The 13,015-nt window shown below is 71.2% G+C and carries 12 protein-coding genes; 6 read left to right on the top strand and 6 right to left on the bottom strand.

What is annotated here, in order from left to right:
* Window positions 1-16: 16 nt before the first annotated feature.
* Window positions 17-553 (bottom strand): CAP domain-containing protein, encoded by a 537-nt coding sequence (locus M8445_RS02800; RefSeq protein ID WP_273989506.1) that lies wholly within the window; start codon window positions 551-553, stop codon window positions 17-19.
* A 282-nt stretch (window positions 554-835) separates the two neighbouring features.
* On the opposite strand from M8445_RS02800, the gene M8445_RS02795 reads away from it, so the two are divergent.
* From M8445_RS02795 to M8445_RS02785, 3 genes are all read left to right on the top strand, one after another.
* Window positions 836-1,657 carry an enoyl-CoA hydratase/isomerase family protein gene (locus M8445_RS02795; protein WP_273989504.1) on the top strand — a complete coding sequence of 274 codons (822 nt, stop codon included), beginning with the start codon at window positions 836-838 and terminating at the stop codon, window positions 1,655-1,657.
* A 417-nt stretch (window positions 1,658-2,074) separates the two neighbouring features.
* Window positions 2,075-3,067 carry a malate dehydrogenase gene (locus M8445_RS02790; RefSeq protein WP_273989503.1) on the top strand — a complete coding sequence of 331 codons (993 nt, stop codon included), beginning with the start codon at window positions 2,075-2,077 and terminating at the stop codon, window positions 3,065-3,067.
* A gap of 271 nt (window positions 3,068-3,338) precedes the next feature.
* Window positions 3,339-4,259, top strand: a complete 921-nt coding sequence (locus M8445_RS02785) for a ferritin-like domain-containing protein (RefSeq protein ID WP_273989501.1) — start codon at window positions 3,339-3,341, stop codon at window positions 4,257-4,259.
* Between the two features lie 149 nt (window positions 4,260-4,408).
* Here M8445_RS02785 and M8445_RS02780 read toward each other — a convergent pair whose 3' ends face one another.
* The 4 genes from M8445_RS02780 to ispF form a co-directional block, all read right to left on the bottom strand.
* On the bottom strand, window positions 4,409-5,683 hold the full coding sequence (locus M8445_RS02780; RefSeq protein WP_273989500.1) for an aminopeptidase: 1,275 nt from the start codon (window positions 5,681-5,683) through the stop codon (window positions 4,409-4,411).
* 69 nt (window positions 5,684-5,752) lie between these two features.
* Window positions 5,753-6,778, bottom strand: a complete 1,026-nt coding sequence (locus tag M8445_RS02775; RefSeq protein WP_273989499.1) for a GGDEF domain-containing protein — start codon at window positions 6,776-6,778, stop codon at window positions 5,753-5,755.
* A gap of 141 nt (window positions 6,779-6,919) precedes the next feature.
* Complete coding sequence (locus tag M8445_RS02770) at window positions 6,920-7,366, bottom strand: tRNA (cytidine(34)-2'-O)-methyltransferase (protein ID WP_273990815.1); 447 nt, start codon at window positions 7,364-7,366, stop codon at window positions 6,920-6,922.
* Window positions 7,367-7,452: 86 nt separating this feature from the next.
* Window positions 7,453-7,947 (bottom strand): 2-C-methyl-D-erythritol 2,4-cyclodiphosphate synthase, encoded by a 495-nt coding sequence (gene ispF / locus M8445_RS02765; RefSeq protein ID WP_273989497.1) that lies wholly within the window; start codon window positions 7,945-7,947, stop codon window positions 7,453-7,455.
* A 182-nt stretch (window positions 7,948-8,129) separates the two neighbouring features.
* Here ispF and M8445_RS02760 point away from each other — a divergent pair, with 182 nt between their 5' ends.
* The 3 genes from M8445_RS02760 to M8445_RS02750 all read left to right on the top strand — a co-directional run bounded on the left by M8445_RS02760 (window position 8,130) and on the right by M8445_RS02750 (window position 10,043).
* Window positions 8,130-9,017, top strand: coding sequence for a GGDEF domain-containing protein (locus M8445_RS02760; RefSeq protein ID WP_273989496.1), 888 nt, complete (start codon window positions 8,130-8,132; stop codon window positions 9,015-9,017).
* The gene (locus tag M8445_RS02755) at window positions 9,014-9,502 is read left to right on the top strand and encodes a COG4315 family predicted lipoprotein (protein WP_273989494.1); all 489 of its coding nucleotides are present in this window, start codon (window positions 9,014-9,016) and stop codon (window positions 9,500-9,502) included. The genes M8445_RS02760 and M8445_RS02755 overlap by 4 nt, the downstream gene beginning before the upstream one ends.
* Window positions 9,503-9,578: 76 nt before the next feature.
* Entirely contained in the window at window positions 9,579-10,043 is a 465-nt protein-coding gene (locus M8445_RS02750; protein ID WP_273989492.1) for a hypothetical protein, read from the top strand.
* Window positions 10,044-10,045: 2 nt separating this feature from the next.
* Here the strand turns inward: M8445_RS02750 and M8445_RS02745 are convergent, their stop codons facing one another.
* Window positions 10,046-12,883, bottom strand: a complete 2,838-nt coding sequence (locus M8445_RS02745; RefSeq protein WP_273989491.1) for a hypothetical protein — start codon at window positions 12,881-12,883, stop codon at window positions 10,046-10,048.
* Window positions 12,884-13,015: the final 132 nt, after the last annotated feature.

The raw sequence follows: 13,015 nt of genomic DNA, 5'->3' as shown, positions 1-13,015 counted from the left end.
TTGAACACCGTTGTCTTTACCAGCCCGCGATGTTCAGCACCCAGTACGTTCCAGCCGAGCCGGTCACCTGCGCCGCCGTGCCGTCCAGTACCTTCTCGAACAGCGCCGCGCAGTGCGACGTGCTGCCCTTCCACGCCGCGATCACCTCGGCCGGACTGGTCAGGTTCATCCCGGCTGCCAGACTCTCCCCGAACACCCACTGAATGCCATTCGGCGGCACCGGACGGTACCCGGCGTCCACCATCCGCTGCGAAGGCACCCGGTTATCCACCCGGCTGCGGTGCGGTAACTCCATCTTCCCGGACGCTGCCAGTTCCCGGCCGTACAGCGTCGCCGCCTTATGCAGGTTCCCCTCGAACTGAAGCGGCGCCGCCGCCGGGAACACCCCGGACGGACACACCCCACCCCGCGCCCGCTCGGCATTGATGGCCGCCAGCATCTCCCGCTCCGCCTGCGACTGCCCAAAATCAGGCAGCGCCGACCGGCTCACCACGAAGGACTTCTGCGTGTTGTACGTGAACGTCACCCCGTACGACGCGTCCGTGACCGTCACCGTCACCAGCTCATCACTGGTATTTCCGCCCTTTCCGTCCGACGGAGCAGACGGCCCCGGACCACACGCCACCAATGCCACCGCCATCGCCGCACCCGCTGCCCATCCACGCATCGTCATACCCCCACCGTAAGCTGCGCCTGCCGTCCGCGCTGCCCAACATGCCCGCGCTGGGGGAGGGCCACCCCCAGCTCATGAACCCGGCCGCGCATCCGACGTGGCATCCGGCCCACCCGGACACCGGCCCGCACACCAGAGCGCCCCGCCCGCTACCCTGCCCCCATGAACACAACCCAACTGACCGCGCCCGGCGCGTACCCCGGCCTGCACCTGCAACTTCACGACAGCGGCATCCTCCAGATCACCATCCGCAATGACAAGACCCTCAACAGCGTCGGCGCGGACGCCCACCGCGCCCTGACCCGCATCTGGCGCGACATCGACGACACCCCAGGCATCCGGTGCGTTCTCATTCACGGCGAGGGACGCGGCTTCAGCAGCGGCGGCGACTACGACCTCATCGAGGACATGAGCCGCGACTTCAGCACCCTCACCCGCGTCTGGAAGGAAGCCCGTGACCTCGTCTACAACGTCATCAACTGCTCCAAACCCATCGTCAGCGCCATCCACGGCCCTTGCGTCGGCGCCGGACTCGCCGTCGCGCTGCTCGCCGACGTCAGCATCACGGCCCACACCGCCCGCCTCCTTGACGGCCACGTCCGACTTGGTGTCGCCGCCGGGGACCACGCCGCCATCATCTGGCCCCTCCTGTGCGGCCTGAACAAGGCCAAATACCACCTCATGACCGGCGAACCGGTGAGCGGCATCGAAGCCGAACGCATCGGCCTCGTCAGCCTCACCGTCCCCGACGACGAACTCCTGGACCGCGCCTGGACAGTCGCCAACCAACTCGCCCACGGCAGCCCCACCGCCATCCGCTGGACCAAATACGCCCTGAACAACTGGCTCAGGCAGGCCGGACCCACCTTCGACGCCTCCCTCGCCCTCGAATTCCTCGGCTTCACCGGCCCCGACGTGCGCGAGGGCCTCAGCAGCCTCCGCGAAAAACGCGAACCGAACTTCGCAGACGACGCGCCAGTGTAAAAGGGAAGGGGGAGGGCAACACCGCTGCTTCGCAGAGCCCCTCTGCTGCGCAGGACCCCTCAGTCAGCTGCGCTGACAGCTCCCCTCAAGGGGAGCCTTGAAGGCGAGCGTCGTGGCAACCGAGCCCGTCGTGCGCGAAGCGCGCGGGGCGCACGGCGCGCGGTTGAAGGCTGGCGTGTGAGGCGTGGCCGTCCCCGCCCAACACCCACCCAGAACGCCCGCAACATACCTGCCCAGTGCCAACGCTGGCTCCCCCGTCCCCCCTGGGGATGGGGGCTGGGGGGTGGGGAAGCCCGCCGCAGGCGCCCACCTTTCCACCACGAGCCACCCAGCCCTGTTCCCGCCCGGGGAACTCGCCCCCTTTCAGCTCACCGCGCGTTATCGTGAGCCGTAAAACCATCCTCAGGAGGGATACCCATGACGACCAAACAACCCGTCCGTGTGGCCGTGACCGGCGCCGCCGGCCAGATCGGCTACAGCCTTCTTTTCCGCATCGCGTCGGGCGACATGCTCGGCAAGGATCAGCCGGTCATTCTGCAACTGCTGGAGATCACGCCTGCGCTGAAGGCGCTGAACGGTGTGGTCATGGAACTGCGTGACTGCGCGTTCCCGCTGCTGGCGGACATCGTGACGAGTGATGATCCGATGGTGGCGTTCAAGGACGTGGATTACGCGCTGCTGGTGGGCGCCATGCCGCGTAAGGCCGGGATGGAGCGCGGGGACCTGCTGGGCGCGAACGGCGGGATCTTCAAGCCGCAGGGTGAGGCGCTGAACGCCGTGGCGAGCCGTGACGTGAAGGTGCTCGTGGTGGGGAACCCCGCGAACACGAACGCGCTGATCGCCCAGCAGAACGCGCCGGACCTGAATGCCGGGCAGTTCACGGCGATGGTGCGTCTGGACCATAACCGCGCGATCAGCCAGCTGGCTGAGAAGACCGGGAAGCCCGTGAGCAGCATCAAGAACCTGACCATCTGGGGCAACCACTCGTCGACCCAGTACCCGGATCTGAGCCAGACGACGGTGGACGGCCAGCCCGCGCTGGATCAGGTGGACCGCGACTGGTACGAGAACTCGTACATCTCGACGGTCGCCAAGCGGGGCGCGGCGATCATCGAGGCGCGCGGCCTGAGCAGCGCCGCCTCGGCCGCGAGCGCCGCGATCGACCACATGCGCGACTGGGCGCTCGGCACGCCCGAGGGCGAGTGGGTCAGCATGGGCATCCCCAGCGACGGCAGTTACGGCATTCCCGAGGGCCTGATCTACGGCTTCCCCGTGAAGTGCAGCGGCGGCAAGTACGAGATCGTGCAGGGCCTCCCCGTCAGTGACTTCAGCCGCGGCAAGATGGACGCCACCGCGCAGGAACTGAGCGAGGAGCGCGACGAGGTCCGTAAGCTGGGTCTGGTCAAGTAAGACCCGGTTCAGTACAGGAAGTGGGTGGCAGGTGACCTTCGGGGGGCCTGCCACCCTTTTTCCGTCTTCTGGGGCTGCCTGTGATCTGGTCCTCTGGGTGTGGTTCTTCATGTGGGCTTCACGGTTGCGCGGGCGGGTGATCCGATCCGGGGTGGGCGGCATATGGCTGGTCAGAAGCGCAGAAGGTGATTGTTGATGTGGGGTTCGCCCCGCCGGCCCTGTGTGCCTTCCCCGCCTGCCCCATCCCGCTTTCTTTCACTGGAGGTCTACCATGAGCAACCCCCTGAACCGCCGTAAATTCCTCGGAGCTGCCGGAGCTGTCGGCGTCACGACCGCCCTGGCCAGCTGCGCGCCCGCCATGGGTATGGGCGAAGCCAAACCCAACCTGGACGCCACGATCTTCAACTTCGCGCTGAACCTCGAGTACCTGGAAGCGGCGTTCTACCTCGCGGCCGTGGGTCGCCTGGAAGAACTGGATAGCGTGGGCGGCAACAGCAGCAAGGTCATCCTGCCCGCCGGCTTCACCGGTAAGAACGGCGACGGCGTGAAGTTCCAGTCGGCCGACGTGCGCGCCTACGCGAACGAGGTGGCGACCGACGAGCTGAACCACGTGCGCATCATCCGCAAGGTGCTGGGCTTCGGCGCCGTGGCGCAGCCGACCCTGGACCTGGGCCCGGCCTTCCTGGCCGCCGGCAGCGCCGCGTCGGGCGGGGCGATCACGGGCTTCAACCCGTTCGCGAACGACCTGTTCTTCCTGCACGGCGCGTTCATCTTCGAGGACGTGGGCGTCAGTGCGTACAAGGGCGCCGCGCGCCTGCTGAGCGACACGAGCGCCGGCGGGAACCTGGAGAACGCGGCGGGCATCCTGGCTGTCGAGGCGTACCACGCGGGCATGATCCGCACCCTCCTGTACCAGCAGCGCGACACGCAGGTCACGCCCGCCCTGAAGGTCAGTGACGTGGTGCAGGCCATCAGCAACCTGCGCGACAGCGTGGACGGCGCGACCGACGTGGACCAGGGCATCCTGGAGAACGGCGCGGCGAACATCGTGCTGGCCGACTCGAACGGCATCGCGTACAGCCGCACGCCCCGTCAGGTGGGGAACATCGTGTTCCTGGCCGTGGACGCCGTCAAGGGTGGCTTCTACCCGGACGGCCTCAGCGGCGACTTCAGCAAGATTCTCGCGCTGTAATCCCCACCCTCACGTTCACCTGAATTCCGCTTCTGCCTGAAGCGTCAGGACCACAGCCCCCCGGTGCACCTCCGGCCCGGGGGGCTTTTCATGGTTGATGGACGAAGGGTGATGGAGAGCGTGTGCCGTCAACCATCAGCCATCAACTGTCACCCCTGCACGACCCATTCCCCGGCGCGCATCAGGGGTTCGCGGGTGCCGTCCTTCGTGATGCCGTCCACGTCGGTGGCGGGCGTGCCGATCATCCAGTCCACGTGGATGAGGCTGTCGTTCCCCCCGGCGGCCTTCAGGGTGGCCTCGTCGGTGCCGCCCTGCACGTTGGTGGGGTAGCAGCGGCCCAGCGCGATGTGCGAGGCGGCGTTCTCGTCGAACAGGGTGTTCAGGAACAGCGTGCCGGTCTGCGCGACGGGCGCGCTGGCGGGAACCAGGGCCACCTCGCCCAGGTGCGCGGCTCCCTCGTCAGTGCCGATCAGCTGGCGCAGGGTGTCCTCGCCGCGCGTGGCGCTCACTTCGGCGGCGCGGCCGTTCTCGAAGCGCACGCGGATGCCCTCGATCAGCTGCCCGCGCGCGCTGAGCGGTTTGCTGGCGACCGCCCAGCCGTTCACGCGCTCCCGGTGCGGCGCGGTGAACACCTCGTCGGTCGGCAGGTTCGGGACGCCGCGCACGCCGTTCCGGGCAGTTTCCGCGCCGCCCTGCCACACGTGGTTCTCGGCGAGGCCCACGGTCAGGTCCGTGCCGAGGTCGCTGCGCAGGTGCACGGCGGCGTACTGCCGGGCGGTCAGGTAGGTGGTCAGGCGTTCCAGGCGGGTCAGGTGCGCGTCCCAGGCGGCCACCGGGTCCGGCTGGTCGGCGCGCGTGACGGCGAAGATGTCGGCCCACAGGCGCGCCACGGCCTCCTGCTGCGGCAGGTCCGGGTACACCCGCGCCGCCCACGCGGGGGTGGCCATGGCCGCGACCGTCCAGTTCACGCGGAAACTGCCGGTCGCCTCGCTGACCTGCCGCAGGACCTGCGCCGTGAGTTTGCTGCGCGCCGCGACCCGCGCGGGGTTCACGCCCGAGAGCAGCGACGGGTCCTCCCCGATGATCCCGATGGACGCGTACCCATCCTCGATCATCGCCTCGCGTTCCTGCGCCTGCCACGCGGGCATGAAGGCCACGGCGTCGTCGGTGCCGTCCTCGAACAGCGCGAGGTCCAGGTGCGGGTCGAGGTACTGCACGCGCACGTCGCTGGCCCCGGCGCGGTAAGCGGCGCGGGCAGTCAGGCGCACGAGCTCGGCTGCCTCGACGGGCGCGGCGATCCGGACCTTTCCGCCCGCCGGGAGGTTCACGCCCGTGCGGACGAGCAGTTCGGCGTACCGCGCGAGATTCGCGCTGAACTCGCTGGCTGGAGCGTCACTGGCGCTGGACTGGTTGTGGGAAGTCATGCCCGCCACTCTACCGGGCGTGCCGGGCGGGGCGTCCGGCTGGGCGGACTGGCGGCGCGAGGTGGCATGTCAGGCCCAGCGGTTCCCGCCGCCCTCCTGAGCGCGGTGCAGGCGCTGCACGGCGAGGTCGATCAGCGCGTCGAGGTCCTCGGTCTCGGCGGCGAAGGCCAGGCCCACGCTGACCGGTACGCCGTTCAGGTCCGGCAGGTTCAGGTTGCGGGCGGTCCGCACGATCCGGTCGGCCACGTCGTGCGCGGCGGCCACGCTGACGTCCGGCAGGATCAGCAGGAACTGATCGCCGTTCCAGCGGGTCACGCTGACGTTCCGGTCGGTCATGCTGACCAGCAGCGTGGCGACCTCGCGCAGCACCTGATCGGCCGCGCGGTGGCGCAGCAGGTCGTTGATCCGCCCGAAGTGGTCGATGTCGGCCAGGATCACCGCGACCCGCGCGGCGTTCAGGGGAGAGCGCGTGGCGGTTTCCAGGGTGTCCCAGGCGGCCTGCCGGTTCAGGGTGCCGGTCAGCGGGTCGAGTTGCGCGGCGTGCTGCACGCTGAGATTCCGGGCGCGTTCCGTGCTGACCAGTTGCCCGTGCTGGGCCATCAGGACCATCAGCGCCACCAGGAACGCCGCGTAGATCATCAGGGACAGGTCCTGCGGGTTGAACAGCAGCGTGGCGGCCAGCATGAACCCCGTCAGGGGCAGCAGCAGCGCCGCCGCCTGATTCAGCGGCAGCCACGCCAGCGACAGCAGCCCCACCACGCCCAGCGACAGGAAGAACACGGGCGGAATGCCGCGCCCCTCCATGCCGACCGCGATCACCTGCACCGTCAGCCACAGCGGCAGCGCGTACGCGACCCCGCCGGTCAGGACCCGCAGCGGCACCCGCCGGGACAGCACGGTGGCGACCATGAACACACTGAGCAGCACCGCCCCGGTCAGGGACGCCACGCCCTGCCGGTCCCCGGCCAGCGACAGCCACAGTAGCCCCGCGTGCACGGCGGCCGACAGCAACGACAGCGACAGGTGCGCGGCGTACTGCTGTTCCCGCAGCCGGTGAATCTGCTGCGGCGGGGCGGCGGGGCGGGGCCGGGGCATACCCGTTCAGTGTAGGCGGGCGGGCCAGCGCGGCGCGGCGCGAAGACGTATCTGAACTGCGTTCAGGCGGCGGGTGGGGCTGGGGGGGGCGGGGGTCGGCCTGTGGAGCGATACGCGCCGGTTGCGGACCCTCCGGCCGACTTACCAGCCCTCGATCTGCCGTCCGGCCTCGAAGGCCGCGACGCCCGCCGCGACGCTCAGGTTCAGGCTGCGGCCCCCGCCGGGCTGCGGGAGTTTCAGTTTCGGCAGGGCGTCGCGCAGCCACGCGGGCAAGCCCCGTGATTCCGGGCCGAATAGCAGGTAATCACCCCGCGCAAAGCCCGCGCGGGTGTGCAGTTCGGTGGCGTGCGTGCTGAACGCCCACACCCGCGCCTGCGCGCCCAGCGTGTCCTGAAAGGCGGTCCAGCTGGCGTGCTCGTGCAGCGTGACGCCCTGAAGGTAATCCATGACGGCGCGGCGGAATTCACGGTCGTGCAGGTGAAAGCCGAACGGGCGGATCAGGTGCAGGTCCGCGCCCAGCACCGAGCAGGTCCGCGCGACGTTCCCGACGTTCCCGGCCTTCTCGGGTTCGAACAGCACGACGTGCAGCAGCGGGGCCGCAGCGGTCTGACCGGCCGGGTCTGGATGGGTGGCGGCTGGACTGGCGGCGACTGGACCGGTGGGGGAGAGGTCACTCACGGTGCGACGCTGCCCGGGCGGATCAGCAGCGCGGTCACGCGGGTCTGCACGTGCGCGGGCGCCAGCCCCTCGGAGGTCTTGAAACTGACGCCCACCTCGCTTTCCGGCAGGTTCAGCAGGCCCGCGACCGACCGGGCGATGTCGGCGCGCAGCGGCCCCAGCTTCGGGCGGTCCAGGGTCACCACGACCGCCACGTTCCCCGGCACGTACCCACGCGCCCGCACGAGTTCCAGCGCCCGCTGCACGATCACGCGGGAGTCCATGCCGCGCCACTCGGCGGCCGTGTCCGGGAAGTACTGCCCGATGTCCCCCAGCGCCAGCCCTGACAGCAGCGCGTCGGCCACGGCGTGCAGCACGGCGTCACCGTCGCTGTGCGCCACGGCTCCCAGTTCCGCGTGCGGGATGGGCACGCCCCCCAGCACCAGCGGCAGCCCGGCCTCCAGCCGGTGCGCGTCCTCTCCAAAGCCTATGCGGAACGGTAACGAACTCATGCGCCCAGTCTGCCCCACCGGCCGCCCCCCGCGCCCTGACAGCTGCCCCGGCCCGGCATAACGCCCCGTTAACGCCCCGTCCGGCAAGCTACGGCCATAAGAGCCACCTGCAAGAGCCACCTGCGCCCGCTGCTCCCCCCGCCCCGCCTGCCGCCCACTGCCCACTGCCGGAGTTGACCCTGATGAACCTCGACAACGACCTGTTCCAGCATCTTCCTGTTCCGGCCGTGCAGTGGGCCGCGACGTGCGGCGGGCGCGCCCGTCAGAACCCGGCCTTCGGGCGGGCCTTCGCGCCCGGCACCCTGAGCGTCCCGCTGCCCCACTGGACGGACGGCGTGCACCTGACCCACCTGCAGGCCAGCAGCGGCGAGTACCGGGTGTGCCGCGTGACCCTGAGCACCCTGCCCTGCCAGGACCGCGTGGCCATCATCGAGGACGTGCACGCCTACCACCTGGACCCCCTGACCGGCCTGCTGGACCGCCGCGCGATGATGCTGGACGCCGGGCAGCGCCCCCCCTGCCCGACCGCCACGCTGGCCCTGCTGGACGTGGACCGCCTGGGGCAGGTGAACGACCTGCTGGGCCACGCCGCCGGGGACCGCGTGCTGCGCCTCCTGGGCGACCTGCTGGGCCGCGCGGCCAGCGCCGGGGGAGCGCACGCCTACCGCCTGGGCGGCGACGAGTTCGTGATCTGCGCCCCGCACCCCCTGACCGACACGCACCTGGGCGGCCTTCAGGTCCGCTACCGGGACGCGCTGCGCGCGCTGGGCATTCCCAGCGGGTCGTTCTCGTACGGACTGGCACACGCCCCGCAGCACGGCGAGACCCTGGACGACCTGCTGGCCCACGCCGACACGCAACTGGGCCGCCAGAAACGCGACCGGCGCGGCGGACTGGCCGCCCAGTTCGAGCGGCTGATGCAGGCCGGCCGCGCCCCACGCCCCGGCGCGGCCCACAGAGCAGACTGCTCCCGCGCCTCAGACGGCAGGACCTCGAACGAGAGCGCCGTGCCCGCCGACCCGCGCGACCAGATCCGCGCCGTCCGTGGGTACCACCGGGCGCTGCTGTGACCGCCCCGTACCTCGCCTCCCGGCCCCTGAGTGCCGCGCGCAGCCGCCGACTGTCCCGCTTTCCGGTGCGCACGGACCTGCTGGACCTGACCGTGCGGGGCGAGCAGCTACAGGTGACTACCCCGCGCGGGCCGCTGCCGCTGTACCGGTTCACGCCCCTGCAGGCGGCCGTGCTGTGCGGCGAGCGCGTGCCCTACGCCGCCGAGTGGCCCGAGCACATGAAACTGTTCCTGTACCGCTACCAGCCACTGCCCACGCTGGCGCGCGTGACCGGCCCGCACGCTGCGCACCTGGGCACGCAACCCCGCGACCCGCACGGCCTGCGCCCCTGGGATCAATGCACGTACGGCGGGTGGCCGCTGTACCTGTTCATGCACGACCAGCCGGGCTTGGCTGCTGGGGGCGAGGTCACGGACCTGTTCGAGCTGATGCTGGTCGGTCAGCCCGCCCTCCCGCCCTCCGGCGTGCGGGGGCACGGGCCGTGACGCGTGTAAAACTTATCTTCATCTGATTCTCATACCTGCCAGACTGCCCTGGCATCACGACCCACCCGGAGGCCCCATGACCCAACCCGCCCAGCAACCCCTGGACTTCCTGACCCTGACCGTCTTCGGCGGCCGCCTGTACGCCATCAACAAGGCCGGGCAGCCCCTGGCGCTGTACGTGTACGCCCCGCTGCGGCAGGCATACGCGGGCCGTTACGACGTGCCCCTGGCGCCGCAGTGGCCGCCGTACAACCAGGACTTCGTGACGCAGTACGTGCCCATGCCCGTCCTGACGCCCGAACAACTGCCCGACACCCTGGAAGCCGACATCAAGCCGCAGTCCCGCACCGGTGACCCGCAGCGCCCCTGGGACCAGATGGTCTACCGGGGCTGGCCGCTGTACTACGTGCCGGGCCTGGACGCCAGCGGCACCAGCGACGCCCAGCCCGCCATGTTCGAACCCGCGCAGCAGGGTATGGATCCGCCGTCCGGGACCGGTGAGCCGGACGTCAGGTGGCCGCCCCCACAGCTGGGGCCCTGACTTCAGTTTCCTCCCAGTTGTCCGGTGAGCCAGCCGCGCACCGCCGGGAAGTCCAGGGTATCCGCCGGGACCTGTGACTGCGGCCCGAACAGTTCCAGCAGCAGTGCACCGGCCTGCGTGCGCTGCTGGCTGTGCACGTTCTGTGCCTGCGCGGCCTGAAGCAGCCAGCGCCGCAGGCCGTCCGGATCGCGGGCACTCAGGTCGCGGGCGCTCAGTAGCAGCAGTTCCAGCACCTGCCAGGGATTCCCGCTGCGTTCCGAGGCCCGCAGTGCCAGCCGCGCGCTGCGCCGGGCCTGCGGCGTGCGGCCCCGCGCGTAGTGCAGTTCGGTGTCCATCAGGGTCAGGCTGGTCTCGTCCGGCACTTGCCCGGAGGCGGCGATGTGCGCCCTCCACTCGGTCAGCCAGCCCTCGGCCTGCCGCCAGCGGCGCAGGTGCAGCGCCAGCCGCGTCCGGAACTCATGCCCGTAAAATTCCATGGACTGAACGTTCAGGGTCCGGCCAGCGTCCAGCAGCGCCCCAGCCTCGACCAGAAGTGCCTCGCGTTCCTCATCCGTCGCGGGTAGGTACACGCGCAGGCCCAGCGCCGACTGCCGGACCTGCCACGCCAGCATGGGGGGCAGGTCCGGCAGTTGCGCCTCCAGCGCCGTCAGTTGGAGGCGCAACTCGGGCGCGTTGCCCAGAAAGGTCAGGTGCGTCAGCAGGTTTAGTCGGTAGTACAGCTGCCGCGTCCGGTCGCCCAGTTCCACGGCCAGCGCCAGCGCCTGCCCCAGCAGGTCCACCGATACCTGAACCTGTCCCTGCGTAGCCCGCACGACAGAAAGCGTGTTCAGCACCTTCATGCGGCTGGCTGCGTCCGCCGCCAGCGGCCCGGCCAGGAACTGACCCGCCAGCGTCTGCGCGTCCAGCAGCCGCCCAGCGCCGAAGGCCAGCCACATGCACGCCACCTGCAACGCCGCCTGCACCTGTGCGGGCGCCTGGGCGTCCTCGGCGTCGTCGGCCAGTGCCGCGAAGGTCTCGGTGCCGGACCCGTGCAGGCCCCGGCGGTCGTGGTGGGCCAGCAGGTGCTCGGCGTGCGCGGCTTCCAGCGTGCCCAGCGTCAGGGCAGCGCGGCACGCGATCAGAATGTTCTCCCGCTCGGCGTCCACGGCCGGGTCCTCGGGTGGCCGGGCCGTGAACCACCCCAGGTAATGCGCGGCGTGCACCTCCCGCGCCCCGATCATCAGGTCCGGGTGCTGCGCGCCCTGCCCGGCCAGCAGGCCCCCCAGCGCCGGGTACAGCCGCAGCCGCTCCGAACCCGGCAGGTACGCCTCCGCGAACGAGTGCGTCAGCAGCGTGTCCAGCTCGTCGGGCGTCACGCCCAGCGCTGGCGCGTGCAGCGGATCGAAGTCCGGCGCGACACTCAGCCGCAGCGCCGCCGCCCGCGCGCCCGGAGGCAGCAGGTCCCAGGACCGCTGCGCGACCACGTTCAGGCCCCGCCGCCCGTCACTGTCGCCGCCCGCCGCCGTCAGGGCGCCCGCCTCGTGCAGCACGCGGGCGTACACGGCGTCCAGGTCCTCCACGCGCAGCCACGACGCGGCCAGCGCAATCGCCAGCGGGTGCCCCGCCAGACGCCGCGTGATGCCTGCGATCAGGGCGGCGTTCCCGGCCCCCAGCGTGAAGTCCCGCCGGACCCGCCCCGCCTCCCGCACGAACAGCTGCGCCGCGCCCGACGCCGCAATCTGCGTCACGTCCGCCTCCGGAGCCGGTTGCCCCAGGCCCGCCAGGGGCAGCAGCAGCGCCCCCCCGTCAAGCCCGCCGTCCAGCCCGCCGCGCGGCGCGCGGCGACTCGTGAGCACCCACCGCACGTCCGGCAGTTCCTGCCGCAGGGCCAGCAGCAGGCCCGGCAGGTCCTCCAGGGCGTCCAGGCCGTCCAGCAGCACCACCGACCCCGCGCCCAGCACGTCCCGCAGGAACCCGAAGCCCTGGGGCACCGGCCGGCCCGGCGCGCACGCGGCCGCCACGCGCACCGCCACGTCCGCGTCCGACTGCGCGCCCTCGGCATTCACGAGCGTCACCGGGCGTTCCAGGCGCGTCAGTTCACGCAGCACCTCGCGCGTCAGGGTGCTCTTCCCGATCCCGCCCGGCCCGACCACCACCGCCGCCCCCCCGCCCGGCGCGGCCGCCCAGGCCAGCAGCGCGTCCAGTTCCGCCTCGCGGCCCAGCATGCGGTGAGCGGGTGCCTTCCCTGAACCGCGCGCCTCTGCGGGTGCCCCGGCCGTCAGTTCCGCCAGTTCCGAGCGCACCTCCGCCTCCAGCGCGCTGCCCGGCAGCGTCAGCGGCAGCAGGCGCGCCAGCACGCCCGGCTCCATCGGCGGCGCGCCCGCCACGCCCCGCGCCCGCTCCGCCCACACCGCCGCCCGCCCCGGCTCACTGCCCTCCGCGACCCGCAACGCCTCATCCTGCACGTGCCGCGCCAGTCGCTCCCGCTGCGCCAGCACCCACTCCTCGAACTCCCCCGACACGTCCGGCAGGTTCACGCCATGCAGGAACGGCCCCGCGTACGCCTCCCACACCGCTTCACCCCGGAGCGTCAGCAGCGCCGCCGCGTCGCACGCCGCGCCCCCCGACAGGCGCTCCTCGCCGCCCAGCGCGCCCGCATCGAACTCCCGCAGCGCGTGCAGCGCCACCCGCAGGCTCACCTCCGGTTTCGCCGCACGCGGCCACAGGAGCGCCGCCAGCTGACGGCGCGGCGCCGGTCCCTCCAACGACACGAACACCAGCAGCAGCAGCGACTTCACCTTCCGGAACGACCCCAGATGCAGGTCCCCCAGCGTGATCAACGTCCCCGCCCCCCGACTCATCAAGCGCCCATGCTAGCGCGTTCCCCGCACCCCAACCGCCCGGCCAGTCAGCCCGCCAGTCAGCCCGCCAGTCAGGTCGTCACTCCTCATGCGGATTCCGTCTGTTTCGTTAACAACCCGGCAGGGCACCGG

This window comes from Deinococcus aquaticus, assembly GCF_028622095.1.
Lineage (GTDB): Bacteria > Deinococcota > Deinococci > Deinococcales > Deinococcaceae > Deinococcus > Deinococcus aquaticus.
The sequence above is the reverse complement of the archived record's forward strand: the minus strand, read 5'-3'. Positions and strand labels throughout refer to the sequence as shown.